Origin of the sequence: Candidatus Stoquefichus sp. SB1 (assembly GCF_001244545.1) — a bacterium.
GTDB lineage: Bacteria > Bacillota_I > Bacilli_A > Erysipelotrichales > Coprobacillaceae > Stoquefichus.
Map to the genome: position 1 here is coordinate 804,898 of NZ_LN852694.1, position 21,280 is coordinate 826,177.

General features: G+C 30.4%; 29 protein-coding genes. 26 read left to right on the forward strand and 3 right to left on the reverse strand.

The window, feature by feature from the left end; all coding sequences use genetic code 11:
* Positions 1-89 precede the first annotated feature (89 nt).
* The 20 genes from BN1865_RS07600 (at position 90) to BN1865_RS07685 (ending at position 14,496) form a co-directional block, all read left to right on the forward strand.
* Positions 90-317 carry a helix-turn-helix domain-containing protein gene (locus tag BN1865_RS07600; RefSeq protein WP_050636644.1) on the forward strand — a complete coding sequence of 76 codons (228 nt, stop codon included), beginning with the start codon at positions 90-92 and terminating at the stop codon, positions 315-317.
* Between the two features lie 4 nt (positions 318-321).
* Positions 322-1,242, forward strand: a complete 921-nt coding sequence (locus BN1865_RS07605; protein WP_050636645.1) for an HNH endonuclease — start codon at positions 322-324, stop codon at positions 1,240-1,242.
* Between the two features lie 412 nt (positions 1,243-1,654).
* Positions 1,655-1,801: a hypothetical protein gene (locus BN1865_RS18370; RefSeq protein WP_157844105.1), complete on the forward strand. Its 147-nt coding sequence runs from the start codon at positions 1,655-1,657 to the stop codon at positions 1,799-1,801.
* A 331-nt stretch (positions 1,802-2,132) separates the two neighbouring features.
* Complete coding sequence (locus tag BN1865_RS18375; protein WP_157844106.1) at positions 2,133-2,306, forward strand: hypothetical protein; 174 nt, start codon at positions 2,133-2,135, stop codon at positions 2,304-2,306.
* An 83-nt stretch (positions 2,307-2,389) separates the two neighbouring features.
* A complete protein-coding gene (locus BN1865_RS07610; RefSeq protein WP_050636646.1) occupies positions 2,390-2,776 on the forward strand; it encodes a hypothetical protein in 387 nt (128 codons plus the stop codon).
* A 390-nt stretch (positions 2,777-3,166) separates the two neighbouring features.
* The gene (locus BN1865_RS07615) at positions 3,167-3,694 is read left to right on the forward strand and encodes an O-acetyl-ADP-ribose deacetylase (RefSeq protein WP_050636647.1); all 528 of its coding nucleotides are present in this window, start codon (positions 3,167-3,169) and stop codon (positions 3,692-3,694) included.
* Positions 3,685-4,014, forward strand: a complete 330-nt coding sequence (locus BN1865_RS07620) for a hypothetical protein (protein ID WP_050636648.1) — start codon at positions 3,685-3,687, stop codon at positions 4,012-4,014. Before BN1865_RS07615 ends, BN1865_RS07620 begins: the two co-directional genes overlap by 10 nt.
* A gap of 74 nt (positions 4,015-4,088) precedes the next feature.
* On the forward strand, positions 4,089-4,469 hold the full coding sequence (locus BN1865_RS07625; protein ID WP_050636649.1) for a desulfoferrodoxin family protein: 381 nt from the start codon (positions 4,089-4,091) through the stop codon (positions 4,467-4,469).
* Between the two features lie 81 nt (positions 4,470-4,550).
* A complete protein-coding gene (locus BN1865_RS07630) occupies positions 4,551-4,916 on the forward strand; it encodes a rhodanese-like domain-containing protein (protein ID WP_050636650.1) in 366 nt (121 codons plus the stop codon).
* 48 nt (positions 4,917-4,964) lie between these two features.
* Positions 4,965-5,324 carry a desulfoferrodoxin family protein gene (locus BN1865_RS07635; protein WP_050636651.1) on the forward strand — a complete coding sequence of 120 codons (360 nt, stop codon included), beginning with the start codon at positions 4,965-4,967 and terminating at the stop codon, positions 5,322-5,324.
* Positions 5,325-5,387: 63 nt separating this feature from the next.
* Positions 5,388-5,906: a GNAT family N-acetyltransferase gene (locus BN1865_RS07640; protein WP_050636652.1), complete on the forward strand. Its 519-nt coding sequence runs from the start codon at positions 5,388-5,390 to the stop codon at positions 5,904-5,906.
* An 8-nt stretch (positions 5,907-5,914) separates the two neighbouring features.
* Positions 5,915-6,496 carry a xanthine phosphoribosyltransferase gene (locus BN1865_RS07645; RefSeq protein WP_050636653.1) on the forward strand — a complete coding sequence of 194 codons (582 nt, stop codon included), beginning with the start codon at positions 5,915-5,917 and terminating at the stop codon, positions 6,494-6,496.
* A gap of 11 nt (positions 6,497-6,507) precedes the next feature.
* Positions 6,508-6,924, forward strand: coding sequence for a TM2 domain-containing protein (locus BN1865_RS07650; protein ID WP_050636654.1), 417 nt, complete (start codon positions 6,508-6,510; stop codon positions 6,922-6,924).
* A gap of 100 nt (positions 6,925-7,024) precedes the next feature.
* Positions 7,025-8,338 carry an aspartate kinase gene (locus BN1865_RS07655; protein WP_050636655.1) on the forward strand — a complete coding sequence of 438 codons (1,314 nt, stop codon included), beginning with the start codon at positions 7,025-7,027 and terminating at the stop codon, positions 8,336-8,338.
* A gap of 130 nt (positions 8,339-8,468) precedes the next feature.
* Entirely contained in the window at positions 8,469-9,752 is a 1,284-nt protein-coding gene (locus BN1865_RS07660) for a hypothetical protein (RefSeq protein ID WP_050636656.1), read from the forward strand.
* Complete coding sequence (locus tag BN1865_RS07665) at positions 9,733-10,239, forward strand: LytTR family DNA-binding domain-containing protein (protein ID WP_050636657.1); 507 nt, start codon at positions 9,733-9,735, stop codon at positions 10,237-10,239. Before BN1865_RS07660 ends, BN1865_RS07665 begins: the two co-directional genes overlap by 20 nt.
* Before the next feature lie 6 nt (positions 10,240-10,245).
* On the forward strand, positions 10,246-10,602 hold the full coding sequence (locus BN1865_RS07670) for a hypothetical protein (RefSeq protein ID WP_050636658.1): 357 nt from the start codon (positions 10,246-10,248) through the stop codon (positions 10,600-10,602).
* Positions 10,603-10,680: 78 nt separating this feature from the next.
* Positions 10,681-11,649 carry a D-2-hydroxyacid dehydrogenase gene (locus BN1865_RS07675; protein WP_050636659.1) on the forward strand — a complete coding sequence of 323 codons (969 nt, stop codon included), beginning with the start codon at positions 10,681-10,683 and terminating at the stop codon, positions 11,647-11,649.
* A 106-nt stretch (positions 11,650-11,755) separates the two neighbouring features.
* The gene (locus tag BN1865_RS07680; protein WP_050636660.1) at positions 11,756-14,233 is read left to right on the forward strand and encodes a heavy metal translocating P-type ATPase; all 2,478 of its coding nucleotides are present in this window, start codon (positions 11,756-11,758) and stop codon (positions 14,231-14,233) included.
* Entirely contained in the window at positions 14,233-14,496 is a 264-nt protein-coding gene (locus BN1865_RS07685; protein WP_050636661.1) for a metal-sensing transcriptional repressor, read from the forward strand. The genes BN1865_RS07680 and BN1865_RS07685 overlap by 1 nt, the downstream gene beginning before the upstream one ends.
* Positions 14,497-14,505: 9 nt before the next feature.
* On the opposite strand, the gene BN1865_RS07690 is transcribed toward BN1865_RS07685, so the two are convergent.
* Positions 14,506-14,823 (reverse strand): type II toxin-antitoxin system RelE family toxin, encoded by a 318-nt coding sequence (locus BN1865_RS07690; RefSeq protein ID WP_050636662.1) that lies wholly within the window; start codon positions 14,821-14,823, stop codon positions 14,506-14,508.
* Complete coding sequence (locus tag BN1865_RS07695; RefSeq protein ID WP_050636663.1) at positions 14,810-15,037, reverse strand: DUF6290 family protein; 228 nt, start codon at positions 15,035-15,037, stop codon at positions 14,810-14,812. The genes BN1865_RS07690 and BN1865_RS07695 overlap by 14 nt, the downstream gene beginning before the upstream one ends.
* A gap of 109 nt (positions 15,038-15,146) precedes the next feature.
* Here BN1865_RS07695 and BN1865_RS07700 point away from each other — a divergent pair, with 109 nt between their 5' ends.
* From BN1865_RS07700 to BN1865_RS07710, 3 genes are read left to right on the forward strand one after another with little or no spacing between them, the layout of a single operon-like run.
* The gene (locus tag BN1865_RS07700) at positions 15,147-16,601 is read left to right on the forward strand and encodes an alpha-amylase (RefSeq protein WP_050636664.1); all 1,455 of its coding nucleotides are present in this window, start codon (positions 15,147-15,149) and stop codon (positions 16,599-16,601) included.
* Positions 16,588-17,460 (forward strand): DMT family transporter, encoded by an 873-nt coding sequence (locus BN1865_RS07705; RefSeq protein ID WP_050636665.1) that lies wholly within the window; start codon positions 16,588-16,590, stop codon positions 17,458-17,460. Before BN1865_RS07700 ends, BN1865_RS07705 begins: the two co-directional genes overlap by 14 nt.
* Entirely contained in the window at positions 17,457-18,803 is a 1,347-nt protein-coding gene (locus tag BN1865_RS07710) for an MATE family efflux transporter (protein WP_232780352.1), read from the forward strand. Before BN1865_RS07705 ends, BN1865_RS07710 begins: the two co-directional genes overlap by 4 nt.
* Before the next feature lie 49 nt (positions 18,804-18,852).
* Here the strand turns inward: BN1865_RS07710 and BN1865_RS07715 are convergent, their stop codons facing one another.
* The gene (locus BN1865_RS07715; RefSeq protein WP_050636666.1) at positions 18,853-19,098 is read right to left on the reverse strand and encodes a hypothetical protein; all 246 of its coding nucleotides are present in this window, start codon (positions 19,096-19,098) and stop codon (positions 18,853-18,855) included.
* 163 nt (positions 19,099-19,261) lie between these two features.
* On the opposite strand from BN1865_RS07715, the gene BN1865_RS07720 reads away from it, so the two are divergent.
* The 3 genes from BN1865_RS07720 to BN1865_RS07730 are packed head-to-tail and all read left to right on the forward strand — an operon-like array spanning position 19,262 to position 21,141.
* Positions 19,262-19,633 carry a GntR family transcriptional regulator gene (locus tag BN1865_RS07720; RefSeq protein WP_050636667.1) on the forward strand — a complete coding sequence of 124 codons (372 nt, stop codon included), beginning with the start codon at positions 19,262-19,264 and terminating at the stop codon, positions 19,631-19,633.
* Between the two features lie 3 nt (positions 19,634-19,636).
* Positions 19,637-20,485, forward strand: coding sequence for an ABC transporter ATP-binding protein (locus tag BN1865_RS07725; RefSeq protein WP_050636668.1), 849 nt, complete (start codon positions 19,637-19,639; stop codon positions 20,483-20,485).
* Positions 20,485-21,141, forward strand: coding sequence for an ABC-2 transporter permease (locus BN1865_RS07730; RefSeq protein ID WP_050636669.1), 657 nt, complete (start codon positions 20,485-20,487; stop codon positions 21,139-21,141). Before BN1865_RS07725 ends, BN1865_RS07730 begins: the two co-directional genes overlap by 1 nt.
* Positions 21,142-21,280: the final 139 nt, after the last annotated feature.

A 21,280-nucleotide genomic window follows, 5' to 3' on the forward strand; every position in this document is an offset into this window, starting at 1 on the left:
ATTTATAAAAGACAAATAATATATGTATGTGACTTATAGTCCGTTGTTCTATAGTCAACAAAGAAGTATCTTTATAATAGGTGATAAAAATGGAAGATATAAAAATAGCTTTTGGAAAAAGAGTCAAAGAATTAAGGTTACAAAAAGGAATAAGTCAGGAGAAACTTGCTAATATTGCTGGAGTGGATAGGACTTATATGACTCAAGTAGAAAATGGGAAAAGAAATATATCTATAGAGAATGTTAGAAAGATATGTATTGCTTTAAATGTTTCTATATCTGATTTTTTTGATGTAAATTATTTAAAGGAGAACTGAATGTATGATATTTAATCCAAATATTGAAATAGGTAAAATTATATCTAATGATGAAATTATGAGAATTTTTAAATGTGGAAATATGGGTGGTATGAGAAGGTCTAAGGCAAATGGTGTTTTAGTATTAATTTCTGATCAAACGAAAAAGTTCTATAAAGATAATTGGAAAGATAATATTTTATATTACACAGGAATGGGGAAAAAAGGTGATCAAGTTTTAAAGGGAAATCAGAATTTGACTCTCTATGAATCAAATAAAAATGGGGTTGAAATACATTTATTTGAAGTGTTGAAAAAGAAAGAATATACTTATAGAGGTATTGCTCATTTAGCAGCAGAACCATTTATGGAGAATCAAAAAAATTTTGAAGGAGAAATGAGAAGTGTTTGGATTTTTCCTTTAGAGTTAGAAAAGAAGAGAGTATGTGTATTAAATGATAGTAAAAGAAATGAAATTAATATCGAATTAGACAATCTTTTAATTGACAAAGAGTTAAATGAAGGTTCGTTTGATATTCAACCTTTTTCTGGTTATCAAGGAACACCAAAAGCAAAAAAGGAAGCAGTAAAGCAAAATACCTATACTATCTATTATCGAGATAAAAAAGTAGCTTTAAATGCATTAGCTCATGCAGAATACAAGTGCGAAGTTGATAAAAATCATAAACTATTTATTAGAAAAAATGCAAATATTTTTTATACTGAACCACATCATTTAGTTCCAATGGAATATTCTGATCAATTTGATGTGTCGTTGGATATTGAAGAAAATATAATATCACTATGTAGTCATTGTCATAATGAAATACATTATGGGCGAGACAGATTTAGATTAATAAAAGATTTGTATGAAATGCGTGCAAAATTACTGAAATCAGTTGGAATTGATATTACTTTAGAAGAATTAAATCAAATGTATAAATAAGTGTTTAATACATTATTTTTTATAAAAATATTGATAAAAAACATGAACTTTTAAATAACATATAAAATTGTTTGAAAAGGAGAGCTCTAGAGAATTTAAATGACTATGAATTTAAGTTATTCTATAACATTTATATTTTCTGTTTTTATATAGAATAAATCATTATTTTGTACACCTAGGTAACTAGAAGAATTTATCCACATAATTTTTTGTTAATTATTATTACATTTACTGATAAATCCAATTGTTTAATATGGGCACCTAGTTTTTCAAGGTAGTAATATACATCTTGATTATAGGTGTTTTTATTATGAGGATAAACATAAATTTGAATACCAGATAATTACAATGATGTTACAAATAAAAATAGTTTTTTACTCTATTTACAAGACATTCTTGAGTGAAAATAACAATGCAATTAGTACAAAATACATTGAAAAGTGTAGAAATTCAATATAATTATATTGATCAATCTGGACAGTGTTTTGATTTTTTTGTTTTATATCTTTTATTAAACATGTTTTTAAAAACTTTAACATTCATATCAACACAATCATAAACTTTAACAATTTTTAATCATCATATATCTATGTAATCTACCTATTTATTGTGTAATCCTTCCTCTCTTATGATAATGAGATAGAAACATATTCTAATATAGAGATAAATCATTAAAATTTAATCATGTACCATATTGCATTAAGCAATTTTATATAGTATAATTTGCTTACAGAAATGAAATAGGTGTATTCTCTATAAAGAATCTCCCAAGCAATTATTAGTTTTTCTTTATATTGATACTCATATCATTATAATTGACTTAGCAATCCCAAGAAATATTGAGAATAATAAATATAAAATAATAACGATGGCATAAAAAGGAGATAACTATGGACGAAAAACTAAAATTGTATGAAGAAAAAAATCCTAATCAACTCTCACCACAACAGTTTGACTTGATTAGAAGAGATTTGGAATCAACAAAAGCTACTAAGTCAGATGAATATTTTGATTTTATACTTTGGTGTGAGAATATGCCTTCTCGAGGCAAGCTGGATTTCTAAACTATCTTAAGAATATATCATTTCTACAAAAGAATGATCATATTCTGGAAGTAGGTTGTGGAACTCAGGCACGACTTTCTGCTTTGTTGAATGAAGAGGGATACAATGTCACATCTATTGATCCAAAACTCAATTTAGAAATTTGTAAATGGAAAGGCATAAAAGATGTTTTTGACTATCATACATTTGATTTGAATTCATTTGATTGTGTGATTGCACAAGAACCGTGTGATGCAACTGAACATATTGTAAGAGCATGCATGGAAAAGAAGATTCCATTTGTGATTGCACTATGTGCAACCCCTCATCAACATATTGATGGTTACATGGATGATGAAGCTTTTGACTGGTATACATATCTTTATCATTTAACACAAAATCAATCTAGCCTTCAGTATGTTTCTTTAAGTGAATATTCAATGAATGCAATACTTATATTAACACGAGAAAATATAAGGTTGCTAAAATAGTGTTTATGATATAGAAAAATTTTCATAACAAGTAAACTGATTATAAGTTTTCTAGATACAAAAAGCGGATACGATGTTCGCTATTTTGTATCTTTTTGCGTTTTATATTATTTATGATGATTCTATTCTTTTTTGATTTCATAATCCGTTTTAAATTAGAATATTTAACATTATTGAAGCATTAATGGAATATTTTTTATTTGTTTCTTAATGTTCTATTTATATCCATAATTCATTGTTTTGGACATAATATTATAGTATAATTTGCTTGTAGAAATAAGATGATGATAAATTAAAAAGTATGTAAAATGAAATCAAATAGAAAGTAGATATGATAATAATTAGGTGATACAGTCAAAAATATAATATTAATGTAAAGTAGGTGATGGCATGATAAATATTAAAATCATAAAAGGAGACATTACTCAAATCAGATGTGATGCTATTGTGAATGCAGCCAATAATAGTTTGTTAGGAGGTGGCGGTGTTGATGGTGCTATTCATAGAGCGGCAGGATCAGAACTTTTAAAAGAATGTCGATTGCTAGGAGGATGTGCAACTGGCGATGCAAAGATAACCAAAGGCTATCAATTACCAGCAAAGTATATTATTCATACTGTTGGGCCGGTTTATTATGATGGACAGCATGATGAAGCAAAATTACTAAAATCTTGTTATGAGAGATGTTTAGCATTAGCTGATGAATATCAATGTCAACATATTGCTTTTCCATCTATAAGTACAGGAGCATATCGTTACCCAATATCCAAAGCAGCACAGATTGCAATTCAAACAATTCAAAATTATAAAAAACAAAATACATATATTAAATGTGTAGAAATTGTTTGTTTCGATGACTATACATATCAGGTTTATGAAGAGCTTATCAAAGGAAAAGGTGACTTAGGATGTCAGTAGAAGTAGGCGTTGTTTATAGTATTGGTATTATGATGTTTGGTGTTGGTTTATATTATGGTTTATCAACAAAGCCAATAACGATTTATAATCAGGGGAAACCACCACTCCCCACAGAACTCACTCATGTAAAAAAATATAATCAGGCAACTGCTAAACTGATGTTTGTCTATGGTTGTATTTTTATACTTGAAGGTTTCTTTTTAGGATCAGAGCCAATGGCATGTATGATCATTGGTATCCTTACTATAATGCCAGGAATTGCTGTTGTGATGGCTATATATGAAGCAGTTATCATAAAAAAATATAAAATAAAAAAATAAGGTGCATATGATTAGCATCATTAACATAGAGATGTTAAAATAAGGACGTAAAATAAATAGGAGGAATGAAAGATATGAAATTATACAAATGTATGCATTGTGGAAATGTAGTAGAAAAAGTATTAGATAAAGGAGTACCTGTTGTTTGTTGTGGTGAACCAATGGTAGAATTAGTTGCCAATACAACTGATGCAGCAACTGAAAAACATGTTCCTGTATTATCAATTGAAGGAGATGTATTAACAGCTAAAGTTGGAGAAGTGGCTCATCCAATGACTGAGGAACACTTCATTACTGCTATCTTTGCAGTTTTAGGAAATAAAGTAATGCGAGTTGATTTAACTGCTGCTGATGAACCAGTTGCAACTTTTGCAATAGGTGGTTACAAAGGAACTATTGAAGTTTATGAATATTGTAACTTACACGGATTATGGAAAGCAGAGATTGAGGCTTAATTGATAAAAAGAAGGACAGATTTGTCCTTTTTTCATATAAAAGCAAAGAATGGTTATAATAAAAAAGAATGGAGTGAGTGAATGAAAAGTTTAAAGACATTATTAACAGGTTTGTTTTTAGTTGGTTGTACAACCAATTCAGGAAGCTATGAGACAATATCGGCAAAAAAAGCTAAAGAAATGATGGACACACAAGAAGTGACTATTTTAGATGTTAGAGAAGAAAGTGAGTATCAGCAAGGCCATATTAAAGACTCTCTTCTTATTCCTTTATCTACAATCAAAGAAGGAAATACTCATCTTCCTAGTAAACAGCAAACAATATTAGTTTATTGTCGTAGTGGGAATAGAAGTGCAAAAGCTGCTAAAAAATTAGTGAATTTGGGTTATGAACATATATATGATTTTGGTGGAATCCTTGATTGGCCATATGATATAGAAAAGTAATGAATAAAATCAGTACAAATCAACCATACTTATATGGGAGATGATAAAATGCATTTTTATAAAAATGAAAAGGATAATTTCTTTGTTCAATTAGATGATGAAGCCCAAGATAGTCAAGAATTAATGCGAGTATTAATTGAAAAACATGAGGGTGATGAAACAAAACATCAACCTATTATTACCCAAGAGGGCAAAGTGATTAAAGTGAAAATAGGGAATATTATGCACCCTATGACAGAAGAACATCATATTTCTATGATTTTCTTAAAAACAAAACAAGGTGGTCAATATAAATTATTATCATATACAGAGACGCCTATTGTTTCCTTTGAATTAACTGAAGATGATGAACCATTAGAAGTTTATGGTTATTGTAACTTACATGGGTTATGGAAAGAGATTATTTAGAACATACTTTCACTTGTATGTTCTTTTTAATATGTTAAAATAGACACAGGTAGGTGAGAAAATATGGAAAAAATAACAATCAAAGATTTTGATGAAGTTTATGCATTATTTGAAAAAGCATTTCCTTTGGCTGAATTAAGACCATATGAATCTATGAAAGAATTGTTTGAAAATAACGAATTTGTCATTTATTCATATCAACGTGAGAATCAAATTGTAGGTGCATTGATTGTTTGGGAATTAAGTGATTTTGTTTATTTAGAAAATTTTGCAGTTGATGAATCATTAAGAGGTCAAGGAATTGGAAGTTATTTCTTAGAAGAAGCTCAAAAACTTTATTCAAACAAATTAATTGTTTTAGAAGTTGAAGAGCCAATGAATTCAATTACCAAAAGACGCGTTGCTTTTTATGAAAGAAATCATTATATATTAAATCCATATCATTTTATACAACCTGCACTAAGAGAAAATGTATCAAAAGTAGAATTAATGTTGATGAGTTATCCAACAGCGATAGATGTTTATACTTTTGATCAAATTAAAAAACAAATCTTTAGAGTTGTTTATCATCAAGGAATATAAGGAGTATTATGAAAGCGTTAGAAGAAAAAATATTAAAAGAAGGAATTGTCAAGGAAGGAAATGTCTTAAAAGTTGATAATTTCTTAAATCATCAAATTGATGTTGCATTCTTAGATAAAATGGGTGCAGAGTTTAAAAGATTATTTAGCGAAAAGAAAATTACTAAGATTTTAACAATTGAAGCGAGTGGCATAGGTGTTGCAGTCATGACATCAAAACATTTTAATGATGTTCCAGTTGTTTTTGCAAAAAAAGCCAAAACATCTAATATAGCAGATGAACTTTATCATACTCGTATAGATTCTTATACACATCAAAAGACAAATGATGTTGTTGTATCTAAACAATATTTAAATCAAGATGATCATGTTTTAATCGTTGATGATTTTTTAGCCAATGGATGTGCCATTATTGGATTGATTGATTTAGTGCAACAAGCTGGTGCAACGGTTGAAGGAATTGGAATTGTGATTGAAAAAGGTTATCAGGAAGGTGGATCAAAGATTAGAAAACTTGGCTATCATCTTGAATCATTAGCAATTATTGAAAGTATGAATGATCAAACTTGTGAAATCACATTTAGAAAGTAAAGAGGAATAAAATGTATTGTTCAAATTGTGGAAGAAAATTAAATGAGAATGATCAGTTTTGTGGACATTGTGGAGAAAAGGTAATGCAATCTGGACAAATTTGTCCGAATTGTGGCGCTTTTGTTGAATATCCAAATCAAATATGTTCACATTGTGGTTATCAATTACCTATTAACATAAAGAAACCAATTATTCAAAAATCAAGAATGATAGCAGGAATTTTGGGGATTTTTCTAGGTGGGTTAGGAGTTCATAATTTCTATCTTGGCTATTCTTCAAAAGGATTTATTCAGGTATGTTTATTTTTAGGTGGATTTTTAACATTTGGATTGACAAGTTTAGTTGCTTCTTTATGGGGATTTGTAGAAGGTATTTTACTGCTCAGTGGAACAATTTATAGAGATGGGGATGATCAATTGTTGAAATAGAAGTGATAACTTCTTTTTAATGATCTGTAAAAAATATTGATAAAATCATAAGATTATTGTATTCTTATGTATACATATATGAGTGAAAAGGGGAGAGTTTATGAGTAAAGTTGTTAAATTTGGTGGTTCATCTTTAGCAGATGCCAAACAGTTTCAAAAAGTATATGATATTATTAAAGCCGATGAACAAAGACGTTTTGTGGTTCCAAGTGCACCAGGAAAACGTTTTAAAGATGATACGAAGGTGACTGATTTATTATATAAGGCATATAATGCCCAAACAACGGTAGAGTTTACAGCAACATTTGAAGAAATTAAAGAAAGATATCAAGATATTATTGATGGATTGAAATTAGATATTTCATTAGAAGATGATTTTAAACAAATACAAAAAGATTTTGAAAATCATATTGGTGAAGATTATGCTGCAAGTCGTGGGGAATTTTTAAATGGAAAATTATTAGCCAATTATCTTGGGTTTCAATTTATTGATGCTAAAGATGTGATTTTTATCGATGAACATGGAAACTATGATATTGAAAAAACAGATCCTATTTTATCTGCCACTTTAGCAAATGTAGATAATGCTGTTATACCTGGGTTTTATGGTTCGTTAAATGATGGTTCTGGAACAATTAAGGCTTTTTCACGAGGTGGATCTGATGTAACTGGCTCAATTGTTGCTAAAAATGGTAAAGTTGATTTATATGAAAACTGGACAGATGTTTCAGGTTTCCTAATTGCTGATCCGCGTATTGTGAAAGATCCGGATGTTATTGAAACCATTACATATAAAGAATTAAGAGAGTTATCTTATATGGGAGCTTCTGTACTACATGAAAATTCTGTCTTTCCAGTACGTAGTGAAGGAATTCCGATTAATATAAAAAATACGAATCATCCTGAAGATCCAGGGACATTAATTGTTGAAAGTACTTGTCATAAGCCCGCACATGTTATTACTGGTATTGCTGGAACAAAAGGTTTTGCAACAGTTATGATTGAAAAAGATATGATGAACTCTGAAATAGGGTTTGGGCGTAAAGTACTAGAAGTTTTTGAAGAACATGATCTGTCTTTTGAACATATGCCTTCTGGTATTGATACAATGACAATTATTGTGAATACTAATGAATTTATTGATAAAGAGCAAGATGTTTTGGCTGGAATTCATCGTGCTGTGCAACCAGACTCAATTGAACTTGAATCTGATTTAGCATTGATTGCAGTTGTTGGTCGTGGGATGAAAGCAAGTCGAGGAACAGCTGCAAGAGTCTTCAATGCACTTGCTAAAGAAAATATTAATATCAAGATGATAGACCAGGGCTCAAGTGAGTTAAATATTATCATAGGTGTAAGAAATTGTTATTTTGAACCAGCTATTAAAGCTATTTATAATGAATTTATTGATTAATCACTCTTAGGGTGATTTTTCTTTTTGGTACTATTTTTGATATGTAAGTTAAACGAAAAGAGTGTAAGTGAAGTAGAAAAACTTTCTTTTTTTACTAAAAAAGATATACTAAAGATAGGAGGTGGATATCATGGGATTAGGAATTATTATCTTTGGATTTATGTGTTTACATTTTCAATTTCTTGATGTTCATGTTTATAATGTTCAAGTCTTTTCTGTAAGTATTAGTTTGATCATTCTTATACTTGGTTTTCTCTATGAATATCAAAGAAGACATCGAAAAGAATATTTCTATTTTATTGGATTGGCTTGTTTAATGGTTGGTATTTCTTTTATTCAATATACTCGTTTTGAATATTTACTTTTACAGACAATCTTATATTCCACTTTTTTAGTGTTTGTTCAAAAAGAATTTCCTCAATATTCAAAACAAAAATCATATCATATTTGGATATTGATTTATGTGATATCTGCTATTGTCAAAACTTTGACAATTCCAGGTGGACCTACCTCTACAATTTATAATATTTATATTAATCAAATAGCATCTCTTATTGTTTGTATATGTGTTATTGTTACACTTATTCATTTATTATCAATAAAAAAATTAATTCATGTCGAAATGCGACCACAACCAATTGCAGTTAAAAAACCATTTTATATCCATGTTTTCATTATATTAATGACGATTGCTGCAATTGTTCTTACACAATATACAATGGTTGAACACGCTTATGACTCGGCTATTCAATATAAAATATATCAAATTTCTAATAGTCAATTAAATATCAAGTATGTTACAGACTTCTGTGTTGAATATCCTCATGGTGCCATGTCAAGTGGAGGATTTGTGACAGACATTGAATTAAAGAATGAAAATAGACCTAATGAAATTGGAATCAAATTGAATGAAGAAATAATTAGTAAAGGTTACATGGAGTATGGCAATGACGGTTCACATCAGTATTATCAGCAATATTCATCTGGTTGGGCAAATAAAGTTGAAACATCCCCAAAATGTGAAATCATTATTGATGGCATATCATATCCTGCCAATGTGAAAGAAATGCATTTAGATGAATATAGATATGCAGATAAAGATATCCGAATAAGTCATTGTCTCATTGAAAATGGAATTATATTTATGCTACCAAGAATTGAAGTCTTTCATCAAAATCTTGTTATTGACAATATTCAAATATTAGATAAAGATGGTCATGCCCTCGTTTATAATACACAAGAATATTACAAAAGAAAGTACCGAGATGGTGTGACTTTATATCATGAAATGCCTATTCATGAAAAAACAAAAATCAGTCAAGCTCCTTACTACATTGTCATTCAATATCATGACCAAAATAACATTATTAAGAAGGAGTACCCATTAACATATTATGAAACTCATTTGCCTTGATCAACATCGACAGTTATTAGAAGACAAATTAAAAGATTATCAGTATTTAGATGTTATTTTGGTTGAAAAAGGAATTGATTTTCAAGGATTGGCATATGTATTTGATTTACAACATTTACAAGAATTACAAGATTATCTTTATTCTTTAGAGATGTCCTCACAAGTTCTTTTTGGTAAGAAAAATGAACGTATTTATAAAATTGATGTTCATACAATTGTTTATATAGAAGGATTTTCAAAAGAAGCCTATATTCATACCCGAGAAGAACAATATGAAATTAAAGAAAAACTTTATGAATTAGAAAATATTTTATCAGAATATGGTTTTGTTCGTATTAGCAAATCATTAATTATTAATTGTTATATGATTGATTCTTTAGAACCTCTTATGAATATGAAATATCGCATTTATCTAAAAAATGGAGAATATGTAGAACTCTCACGTTCATATGTTCGTTCATTTAAAAATTATTTGAAAATGAGGTGAGTGAAGATGTTAGAAAAACTAAGTATCCGTATAGTAACGACTTTCATTGTTTTATGGTATATTGTACAAATGAGTTTTGTTAAAGTTTATGTTGATTTTTATACATTTATGATGTTGCTGTTTTATGCTATCATGCTGTCATTACTTATTGAATCATTATATAGTTTACTAAGATATAAAATTAAATACTCGCCTTATATGGTTTTCACAATGATTTTGATATGTGCCGGAATTTATTACTGGCTTGGATGGGGAATGTATTTAGGAATGAGTGTTTATGTATCACTATCAATTGGTTTTGATTTGTATCGAGAATATAGTATGACTATGCTTTTAGAAAAAGCAATGAACAATCACAAATGAAGTGATTGTTTTCATATTCTAAAATTTATAATCTGATAATAAAAAAGATGTTATAATGTTTTTAAGGAGGATTATTTGATGAGAATATTAAATCTAGCACCTTTACAAGAAGATAATTTTAAAAAGATTGAAAGTCAATTTTTAGATGATGAATTTATTTACAGTGATGGCCATAGTGTGACTCAGGAGATGATTGATAACTGTGATATTATTATTGGCAATACAGGAACTCAAGTGAATATAAATAGAGAAAATATTCAACTGATGATGTTGCATAGTGCAGGTAGTGATAGCTATGTCAAAGATGGAATTTTATATCCAAAAACAAGATTGACAAATGCCAGTGGAACTTATGGAAAAGCAATCGCTGAACATACGATTGGCATGATTTTAACATTGAATAAAAATATAAAAACTTATGTTCATCATATGGATCAGCACTTATGGCAGGGTGTTTCCACTGGGAAAGAACTCTATCAGAGCACTGTTGTGATTGTGGGATTAGGAGATTTAGGATATGAATTAGCAAAACGCCTGAAAGCTTTTGAATGTCATATTATTGCTGTCAAAAGAACAATATCACCGTTACCACCTTATATTGATGAAATATATACAACAAGTCATATTGATGAAGTTTTGTCACGTGCTGATTTTGTGATTTTAGCATTGCCTCAAACTAAAGAAACAATTCATATGTTTGATAAAAGAAGAATGCTGATTATGAAAAAAGATGCTATGCTTGTCAATATTGGTAGAGGAAGTGCTATCGTGAGTAGCGATTTAAAAGATGTTTTAAAGAGTGGACATCTTTATGGTGCAGCAATCGATGTTGTAGAAGAAGAACCGTTAACTCAAGATAATGAACTTTGGGATATTGATAATCTTTTGATAACACCTCATGCATCAGGAGGGTATGTATGGAAAAGTGCAAGAGATTATTTTACTGAACTTGTCATTCGTAATCTTCATCATTTCAAAAATCATGAGGAATTAGAAAATGAAGTTGATTTTGTAACAGGATATCGTAAAGTGATTACGTATAAATAAGGATGAAGAGGTTATCATAAAGGTAACTTCTTTTTTCATATGATTTGACAAATCATAAAGAAAGAATATAATGATAGTATACCCCTTAGGGGTGGGAGGTGTTATAATGAAACAAAAATATGATATTATTGGTATGAGTTGTAGTGCATGTAGTGCTCATATTGATAAAGCAGTTAAACATATTGATGGCGTTGAAAGTGTCAATGTCAATCTTTTAAGCAATTCTATGGTTGTTGAATTTGATGAAAAGAAAGTTAATGATGCACTGATTATGAAAACTGTAGAAGATGCTGGTTATAAGGCTATGCTAGAAAAAACTGCAGTCCAATCAACAACTTCACAAAATGATAGTCTTGATGAAAAAAAGAAATCATTGATTTTATCATTTGTATTTCTTATCCCCTTGTTTTATATTTCAATGGGACATATGATGGGAGCACCACTTCCAGATATATTGCTTGGACATGAGAATATGATGGTTTTTGCTTTGACACAATTATTTTTGACATTACCTATTATGTATATCAATCGTGGTTACTTCCAAAGAGGCTTTAAGTCATTATGGCACAAGAGTCCTAATATGGACACGTTAATAGCTATGGGTTCAGCTGCAGCAGCGATTTATAGTATTTATGCAATTTTTATGATGGGATATCATTTAGGTCATGGAAATATGAGTGAGGCTCATACATATATGATGCAACTCTATTTTGAATCAGCTGGGATGATTTTAACATTAATATCATTAGGAAAATATTTAGAATCACGTTCTAAAAAGAAAACATCAGAAGCTATTGAAAAATTAATGAATTTAATGCCTTCAACTGCGACTGTTTTGGTCGATGGACAGGAAGTCGTTGTCGCTATCGAAGATGTTGATGTTGGTGATATTGTAATTGTCAAATCAGGTCAAAGTATTCCAGTTGATGGTGTCATTATCAAAGGGCAGTCTTCAATTGATGAATCAATGATTACAGGTGAAAGTTTACCTGTTGATAAATCTGTTGATGATAAAGTAATTGGCGCAACGATGAATGTAGAAGGTTATATTCAAGTCAAAGTTACACATACAAGTGGTGATACAACGCTTTCACAAATTATCCAGTTAGTTGAAGATGCGAGTTCATCAAAGGCACCTATTGCCAAATTAGCTGACCAAATAAGTGGAGTATTTGTGCCTATTGTTATGGTGATTTCATTATTCACATTTATAGGGTGGATGACTCTAGGTGCTCAAACATTCCATTTTGCATTAACATGTGCAATTGCTGTATTGGTTATTTCTTGTCCTTGTGCTTTAGGGCTTGCGACACCAACGGCTATTATGGTTGGAACTGGGAAAGGCGCACAGTTAGGAATCTTAATGAAATCGGCTGAAAAATTAGAAATTCTTTCTAAAGCTGATAGTATCGTCTTGGATAAAACTGGGACAATTACAAAAGGAAAACCACAAGTTACAGATATCTATCCACAACATATCAGTGAATCAGAATTGTTAAAAATAGCAGCCGCTATTGAAAGTGCGTCGCAACATCCACTTGCAAAAGCTATTGTTGACTACACTCAACAAAAGAATTTAACATTTGAAACAGTTGAATCATTTGAAATGATTCAAGGACAGGGATTAATTGGGAAACTTCATGGTAAAATGCTCTTGTCTGGGAATAAACGTATGATGAATGAGCATCAGATTGATTTATCTGAAGTTTATGAAACTTCTCAATCATTAGCAAGTCTTGGAAAAACACCACTCTATTATGCATTAGATGGACAATTGATTGGGATGATTGTTGTCAGTGATGTTTTAAAAGAAACCAGTCAGCAAGCCATTCAATCATTGAAAGATATGAATTTATCTGTCTATATGTTAACAGGTGATAATGCTTTGACAGCCAAAGCCATAGGTGATACATTAGGAGTAGAAGTCATTGCTGAAGTTTTACCACAAGATAAAGAAAAACATATCAGAGATTTACAGGCAGAAGGACATCGCGTTATTATGGTTGGTGATGGTATTAATGATGCACCCGCTTTGATGCGTGCAGATGTTGGAATTGCCATGACATCTGGGACTGATATTGCAATAGATTCAGCAGATCTTGTTTTGATGAAAAACGATTTGCAGGATGTTGTTAGTTCAATTGAATTGAGTCATGCAGTGATTAAAAATATTAAAGAAAATCTTTTCTGGGCATTTTTCTATAATGTGATTGGAATACCAATTGCTGCTGGATTATTTTATCCATTCAATGGCTGGTTACTTGATCCAATGTTTGGAGCAGCTGCTATGAGTTTAAGTTCAGTCTTTGTTGTCAGCAATGCCTTAAGATTAAGATTTTTTAAACCAAAACAAATAAAGAAAGAAGAGGAAAAAGTGATGATGAAAAAAATGAATATTGAAGGAATGATGTGTGCACATTGTCAGGCTCATGTTGAAAAAGCATTAAATAGTATTGAAGGTGTCAAAGCAACTGTTGATTTAAAAAACAATTGTGCAAATATTGAATTGGATCATGATGTAGATGAAACAGTTTTAACAAAAGCTGTTGAAGATGCAGGATATAAAGTGGTAGGATTTGAATAATGAAAGCAGATAAATCTCAAGTCACACGTTTGTTAAAAACCGCAAGAGGACAAATTGATGGCATTTTAAAAATGATTGAGGATGATCGTTATTGTGTTGATGTTTCCAATCAGATTATGGCAACTCAGGCTATCTTAAAACGTGCCAATAAAGAAATCATTGGGGCTCATATGAAACATTGTGTTCATGATGCAATAGACTCAAATGATGCAGATAAAAAAATTGAAGAAATGATTGGTGTTATCGATCAATTAATGAAATAGAGGCTGAGCTTAATACTCAACCTCTATTTCATATAAATTCTCTTCTTCACGTACCATTTTTACATAAATATCACTGCGATGTCCAATTGTGATGATTTGAATAATTTGGTGTTTATCATCTATTTCACAAATCACTCTATAATGTCCTATGCGATATACCCAATACTTTTGAAGAGAACCAGATAAAGCTTTACCATAACTACGTGGGTTTTGACAATCTCTAAGATATCTACATATCCATTGATTAATAACTTTTTGTTGATATTTATCAATCTTTTTTAGTTCTTTTCTAGAATCTTTTGACAATTCAACTTCATATATTTTCATCAATATCCAACTCTCTCATAACTTCTTCAAGTGAGTATGTGACAGGATCTTTTAGAAATTCAGCATAAGCACGATCAGCTTTTTTAATGAGTTCTTCATCTTCTATTGTATCCCAAATCAATTCATGAATAAATCGTGAGACATCTTGTTTTTTTTCTTTACAGATTGCTTTTATTTTTTCTTCTTGAATACCCTCTAATGTAATTGTCAGCATTATTTTCACCTCGCAAATATCATAACACAATAAGTTGCTTTAAGCAATATATAAGTGCTTTGAATTTGCTAAGAATAAGTGTATAATAAAAAGCAATGGGGGTGTAAAAATGGAAAATGGTGTATTGATGCAATATTTTGAATGGTATTTAAGTCCCAAACCACATTTATGGACTTTGTTAAAAAATGATGCTTTACATCTCAAAGAAATTGGAATAACAGCAGTTTGGATGCCTCCAGCTTTTAAAGGAATTGGTGGAGTTAATGATGTTGGTTATGGTGTTTATGATATATATGATTTAGGTGAATTTGATCAAAAAGGAACTGTGCGTACAAAATACGGAACAAAAGATGAGTACTTAGAGGCGATTCATCATCTTCATGAATTAGGTATACAAGTTTATGGAGATATTGTTTTGAATCACAAAATGGGTGCTGATGCGACTGAAATGATAAAAGCGTATGAAGTTAGTCAAAATAATAAAAATCAAATTATCAGTGATGAAGAAACAATAGAAGTTCCGACTGTTTTTACTTTTCCAGGACGACAGGGAATGTATAGTGATTTTACATGGAACTGGAAATGTTTTAATGGGGTTGATTATGATGTTCTATCAAAACGACATGCTACTTTTTTATTTAAGGATAAAAAATGGGATTCACATGTTGATAATGAAAATGGAAATTTTGATTATCTGATGGGAGCTGATTTAGATTTTTCTAATTCTCATGTTGTGGCAGAATTAGAAAATTGGGCACAATGGTATTTAGAAATGACACATTTAGATGGTTTTCGCTTAGATGCTGTGAAACATATTGATTCTTATTTTTATAAAGATTGGATTCGAGAACTGAGAATCCATTATCAAAAGGAACTTTTTGCAGTTGGTGAATATTGGCATGGTGATGTTTCAAGATTATTGAATTATTTAAATGAGGTGGAAGGACAAATATCGCTATTTGATGTTCCATTGCATTATCATTTTTATGAAGCATCACATGGGAATGGGCAATATGATATGTCCAAGATTTTTGAGGGAACATTAGTACAACTAGCAGGCAATAAAGCAGTGACTTTTGTGGATAATCATGATACTCAACCTTGTCAAGGACTCCAGTCATGGGTAGCTGATTGGTTTAAACCATTAGCGTATGCACTTATTTTACTTAGAAAAGATGGTTATCCATGTCTTTTTTATGGTGATTATTATGGAATTGAATATAGTCATATTCAAGGTCAAAAAGTAATGTTAGATCGTTTATTGTTTTTAAGAAAAAATTATGCAGTTGGTCAACAGTATGACTATTTTGATGATGCAAGTCTCATTGGTTGGACAAGGAGCGAAGAAAATCAAAATGCTTTAGCTTGTCTTATGACTGATAGCGTTGGTGGTCATAAGAGAATGTTTGTAGGAAAGCAATATCAGGGTCAAATTTTTTATGATTATCTAGAAAATTGCCAGCAAGAAATTATGATTGATGAAAATGGATATGGAGAGTTCGTTGTGAATGATGGAAGTGTGAGTGTTTATATTTTAAAAGGATCGGCTGATGAAAAAGCGTAGTTTGTTAAGTGTTCATATTGCTGTCTTATTGTTTGGAGCATCTGGCTTATTTGTTAAAATGATTCCGATGTCAGCCTTGTTAATGACATTAGGAAGAGCGTTATTTTCAGCATTAGCACTTTATTTATTTGTTCATTTTCGTCATTATTCTTTACGTTTGCATCGTATACAAGATTATTTCTGGAATTTATTAGCGGGTCTGGTTTTGGCTATTCACTGGTTTTTCTTTATCATGTCCATCCAAGTTTCTACTGTTGCAATTGGAACAATCACTTTTGCTACTTATCCATTATTTGTTGTTTTTATAGAACCTTATGTGTTTAAAGAAAAATTTCAATATAAAAATTTAATGAGTGTTTTGATGATCGCTATTGGAATTGCTTTTTTAATTCCTGCTTTTCAAATGACAAATGCAATAACTTTAGGAATTATTTATGGATTAATAAGTAGTTTCCATTTTGCAATGCTTTCTATTATTAATAGACGTTTAGCATCATCTTATGATAGTGTTGTCATTACTTTATATGAACAGGCAGTTGCTGCTGGTGTGATGACAATACTTATTTCAATTATCAATCCACCTTTAGGTGAAGGAAGTTTTGGTGATTTTTTTGCTTTGGTGATTTATGGTGTGATTTTTACAGCCCTTGCGCATTCTTTGTATATTCATGGATTAAAAGATATCAAGGCACAAACAGCAAGTATCATATCTGTTTTAGAACCTGTTTATAGTATTTTTTTAGCCATTCTTTTCTTACATGAAAGATTGGCTTATCAGGAAATAATAGGAACTGTTTTTATTTTATTGGCTGTTATTGTTGGAACATTACATAATGATTCGTTGGAGGTGAAAGAGTGAAAAATCAAATGAAATCAATTTGTCATTTGGCATGGCCCGCAGTTGTACAAGAAGCACTTAATGTGGTTGTTACATATGTTGATACAGCGATGGTTGGTGCTTTAGGAGCAAGTGCTTCTGCTGCTGTTGGTTTAACAAGTACAGTAGGGTGGTTAGTATCTAGCATTGCAGTTGCATTTGGTATTGGTGTTTTGTCAGTGTGTGCACAAGCAGATGGTGCCAATGATCATAAAAGATTAAAATTAGCTGGACAACAAGCTTTTTTTATGACACTTATTGTTGGGATTGCTCTGACAATAATATGTTTGGTTATTTCGCCATATTTACCAATCTGGTTGAATGGTGATCCTGCTATTCGTCAAAATGCTTCTGCTTATTTTATGATTATATCTATACCACTTTTATTGAGAACATCAGTTTTGATTTTATCATCTGCTTTAAGAGGGGTAAGTGATATGAAAACACCTATGCTGATTAATCTATATATGAACTGTATTAATATTGTTTTTAATTTTTTGTTAATTTATCCAAGCCGAGAAGTATTTGGAATTACGATTCCAGGTGCAGGATTAGGGGTTGTAGGTGCGGCAACAGCAACAGCAATTTCATTTACTGCTGGAGGCATCATGATGTTTGTACGATATTATCATAATCCTATTTTTGATTTTATACATACTGGCTTTCATTATCATGCTGCTGTTTTCCGTGATTGTTTACGTGTTGGAATACCGGTTGTTTTAGAACGTAGCGTAATATGTTTAGGTCAAGTTGCCTTTTCATCACTCATTGCCCGATTAGGAGTTATTCAATTTGCTGCTCATACAATTGCTATTCAAGCAGAACAAGCTTTTTATATTCCAGGGTATGGTTTTCAATCAGCAGCAGCGACAATGGTAGGTAATGCTGTTGGCGAGCAAAATGAAAAAAAAGTGAAACAAGTCACATATTTGATTTGTTTTATCACTTTTATGTTGATGTTAGTGGCAGGTATAGTTTTATTTATTTTTGCTGAGGAATTAATGAGCTTGTTTACACCTGATAGACAAGTGGTTGCCATAGGTGCTTTGGTTTTAAGAATTGTTTCTGTTTCTGAACCTATATATGGTGTTTTGGTTATTCTTGAAGGGACGTTTAATGGGATGGGGGATACAAAAGCACCTTTTGTATACTCATTAACAACAATGTGGGGAATTCGTGTTTTAGGGACATGGATTATGATTAATATTTTCCATTTCAGTCTTGAATTTGTCTGGTTAATGATGGTCTGTGATAATATAGCCAGATGTGTGTTATTATCACAAAGATTTTTAAAAGGTAAGTGGAAATATCGTTTTCAACGTTAAATATTTATTATTTCATGCAATATAAAAACTCGGATTAACCGAGTTTTTATTATATTTGTAATGTGATATAGAGAACAGTGATACATAATGTAAGTAACATAGCTGCCTCTAATAGTGTCGAAACAATTTGTTCTTGTTTCTTAGAAATACCACGATTTTTTGCTTCTTGAAGAAGCTGATATCCAATCATGAGTGGAATAGCATTGAAAAGGCTTAAAAGAGAACCTATGAGAGATAGGATAGCGATTGAGAATGCTGCAATCGTAAATTCATTGAGTGGTTTATGATATTCCATATGTTCACCTTCTTCACTTGTATTATAACAAAATGGATATTTCTCACTATCAAAATCATCTTAACATTATGTTAAGATTATATAAAGTAGCGATAAACAGTATAAAACAGTTGACAACAGTTATATACTGTTATATACTGTTTGTGAACAGAGGAGGAGAATTATGAAAATTATTATTAATAATTCATCTATGCAGCCAATATATGAACAACTTATAGAACAAATCAAAAATATGATTATCAATGGCGAACTCAACGAAAATGATATCTTACCATCTGTTCGTTCTTTGGCAAAAGACTTAAAGATCAGTGCTCTCACTGTCAAGAAAGCGTACGATAATCTTGAAAGTGATGGTTTTACAACAACAGTTCATGGAAAAGGAACTTATGTTAAAGGAGCTAATCAGGAACTTTTAAAAGAAGAACAAAGAAAAGAAGTCGAAACCGATTTGGAAATGGCCATCCAAAAAGGCAGAAGATGTGGCATGAATAATGATGAAATAAGGGAATTATTTGATCTGATTATGGAGGACTAATTTATGTTAAAACTTAATGATGTGAAAAAAGAATATAATCAGTTTACACTCAACTGCTCTTTAGAAATTCAACCTGGATGTATAACTGGATTAATTGGACAAAATGGTGCTGGGAAGAGTACAACCTTTAAAGCTATTTTAGATTTGATTTCGATAGATGGTGGAAATATCGAAGTTTTGGGAAAAAATAGTCAAGAGTTAAACCAGAAAGATAAACAACTATTAGGTGTGGTTTTATCAGATGCTGGATTTAGTGATTATTTGACAATTCAAGATGTGATTCCTGTATTGTCACATCTTTATGAAACCTTTAGTGTACATGACTTTAAAGAAAAGTGTCATTTATTTCAACTACCACTTAATAAACAGATTAAAGATTTTTCAACAGGTATGAAAGCCAAATTGAAAGTCTTAGTAGCTTTATCTCATCAGGCAAAACTATTAATTTTAGATGAACCAACAGCTGGATTAGATGTGATTGCCAGAGATGAACTTTTAGATATGTTAAGAAATTATATGGAACAAAATGAAGACTGTGCTATTTTAATTAGTTCACATATTTCAAGTGATTTAGAAGGATTGTGTGATGATCTTTATATGATCCATAATGGTTCAATTATTTTACATGAAGAAACTGATGTTCTATTAGGTGAATATGCTATTTTGAAAGTTGATGAGAAACAGTATTTAGAATTAGATAAACAATATATTTTAAGATATAAGAAAGAAAATTTTGGATATCGTTGTTTAACAAATCAAAAACAATATTATATGGATAATTATCCAACAATCGTTATTGAAAAGGGAAATATTGATGAATTAATTATGATGATGATTAGAGGTGAAAAATAATGATAGGACTTCTTATAAAAGATATTAAATTATTAAAAAATCAAAAAACTTTCTTTATGATGTTGATTATATTTGCTTTTTTCTTCTTATTTATCAATAACAATCCTATTTTTGTTGTCAGCTATGTTACATTTATAAGCTGTCTATTTGTTGTCAGCAGTATTAGTTATGATGAATATAACAATTCCAATGCCTTTTTGTTGACTTTACCAGTAACTAGAAAGGAATATACTATTGAAAAATATGTCTTTGGATTCTTGATTGGTATCATTGCATGGATATTATCTACTATGCTTTCAACTGTTTATTCTTATATTTATATTCAAGATTTTCAATTGGTTGATTGGCTAGCAAGTTGTCTCACAATGTTAGTTATTGCTTTGTTATTTATGTCTGTTGTTATTCCTGTTCAATTAAAGTTTGGACAAACAAAAGGGAATGTCGCAATGATTTTGAGTATGGCATCAATTGCTGTGATTGGCTTTGTTGGATTAAAACTTGCTGAATGGATGGGAATAGATGTTTTTAAACTGATTGGTTCTTTAAGTACAATTGGTTCAGTTGGATTACTGGGAATTATTATTGTGTTTGTTATTATTTGTTTAGCTATTTCTTATAGGATAAGTTTACAAATTATGAGAAAAAAAGAATTTTAGATTGACGGTTCTTGTTGAACCGTCTTTTTTGAAAGATAGTTATATCTATTATTTTTGCTTTATAAAATAAAAAGGATATTCAAATTTATGATTGTCAATGATGATTTCAATATCTAAAGTCTTCATATAACTTAACGAA

Excerpts from the sequence above, each read along its gene's own strand:
- BN1865_RS07700 (WP_050636664.1), top strand. The coding sequence starts at position 15,147 with ATGGAAAATGGTGTATTGATGCAATATTTTGAATGGTATTTAAGTCCC.
- BN1865_RS07725 (WP_050636668.1), top strand. The coding sequence starts at position 19,637 with ATGTTAAAACTTAATGATGTGAAAAAAGAATATAATCAGTTTACACTC.
- BN1865_RS07605 (WP_050636645.1), top strand. The coding sequence starts at position 322 with ATGATATTTAATCCAAATATTGAAATAGGTAAAATTATATCTAATGAT.
- BN1865_RS07685 (WP_050636661.1), top strand. The coding sequence starts at position 14,233 with ATGAAAGCAGATAAATCTCAAGTCACACGTTTGTTAAAAACCGCAAGA.
- BN1865_RS07705 (WP_050636665.1), top strand. The coding sequence starts at position 16,588 with ATGAAAAAGCGTAGTTTGTTAAGTGTTCATATTGCTGTCTTATTGTTT.
- BN1865_RS18375 (WP_157844106.1), top strand. The coding sequence starts at position 2,133 with ATGGACGAAAAACTAAAATTGTATGAAGAAAAAAATCCTAATCAACTC.
- BN1865_RS07630 (WP_050636650.1), top strand. The coding sequence starts at position 4,551 with ATGAAAAGTTTAAAGACATTATTAACAGGTTTGTTTTTAGTTGGTTGT.
- BN1865_RS07690 (WP_050636662.1), bottom strand. The coding sequence starts at position 14,823 with ATGAAAATATATGAAGTTGAATTGTCAAAAGATTCTAGAAAAGAACTA.
- BN1865_RS07635 (WP_050636651.1), top strand. The coding sequence starts at position 4,965 with ATGCATTTTTATAAAAATGAAAAGGATAATTTCTTTGTTCAATTAGAT.
- BN1865_RS07650 (WP_050636654.1), top strand. The coding sequence starts at position 6,508 with ATGTATTGTTCAAATTGTGGAAGAAAATTAAATGAGAATGATCAGTTT.
- BN1865_RS07620 (WP_050636648.1), top strand. The coding sequence starts at position 3,685 with ATGTCAGTAGAAGTAGGCGTTGTTTATAGTATTGGTATTATGATGTTT.
- BN1865_RS07645 (WP_050636653.1), top strand. The coding sequence starts at position 5,915 with ATGAAAGCGTTAGAAGAAAAAATATTAAAAGAAGGAATTGTCAAGGAA.
- BN1865_RS07720 (WP_050636667.1), top strand. The coding sequence starts at position 19,262 with ATGAAAATTATTATTAATAATTCATCTATGCAGCCAATATATGAACAA.
- BN1865_RS07660 (WP_050636656.1), top strand. The coding sequence starts at position 8,469 with ATGGGATTAGGAATTATTATCTTTGGATTTATGTGTTTACATTTTCAA.
- BN1865_RS07680 (WP_050636660.1), top strand. The coding sequence starts at position 11,756 with ATGAAACAAAAATATGATATTATTGGTATGAGTTGTAGTGCATGTAGT.
- BN1865_RS07695 (WP_050636663.1), bottom strand. The coding sequence starts at position 15,037 with ATGCTGACAATTACATTAGAGGGTATTCAAGAAGAAAAAATAAAAGCA.
- BN1865_RS07600 (WP_050636644.1), top strand. The coding sequence starts at position 90 with ATGGAAGATATAAAAATAGCTTTTGGAAAAAGAGTCAAAGAATTAAGG.
- BN1865_RS07715 (WP_050636666.1), bottom strand. The coding sequence starts at position 19,098 with ATGGAATATCATAAACCACTCAATGAATTTACGATTGCAGCATTCTCA.
- BN1865_RS07615 (WP_050636647.1), top strand. The coding sequence starts at position 3,167 with ATGATAAATATTAAAATCATAAAAGGAGACATTACTCAAATCAGATGT.
- BN1865_RS07730 (WP_050636669.1), top strand. The coding sequence starts at position 20,485 with ATGATAGGACTTCTTATAAAAGATATTAAATTATTAAAAAATCAAAAA.
- BN1865_RS07670 (WP_050636658.1), top strand. The coding sequence starts at position 10,246 with ATGTTAGAAAAACTAAGTATCCGTATAGTAACGACTTTCATTGTTTTA.
- BN1865_RS07675 (WP_050636659.1), top strand. The coding sequence starts at position 10,681 with ATGAGAATATTAAATCTAGCACCTTTACAAGAAGATAATTTTAAAAAG.
- BN1865_RS07625 (WP_050636649.1), top strand. The coding sequence starts at position 4,089 with ATGAAATTATACAAATGTATGCATTGTGGAAATGTAGTAGAAAAAGTA.
- BN1865_RS18370 (WP_157844105.1), top strand. The coding sequence starts at position 1,655 with ATGCAATTAGTACAAAATACATTGAAAAGTGTAGAAATTCAATATAAT.
- BN1865_RS07665 (WP_050636657.1), top strand. The coding sequence starts at position 9,733 with ATGAAACTCATTTGCCTTGATCAACATCGACAGTTATTAGAAGACAAA.
- BN1865_RS07655 (WP_050636655.1), top strand. The coding sequence starts at position 7,025 with ATGAGTAAAGTTGTTAAATTTGGTGGTTCATCTTTAGCAGATGCCAAA.
- BN1865_RS07640 (WP_050636652.1), top strand. The coding sequence starts at position 5,388 with ATGGAAAAAATAACAATCAAAGATTTTGATGAAGTTTATGCATTATTT.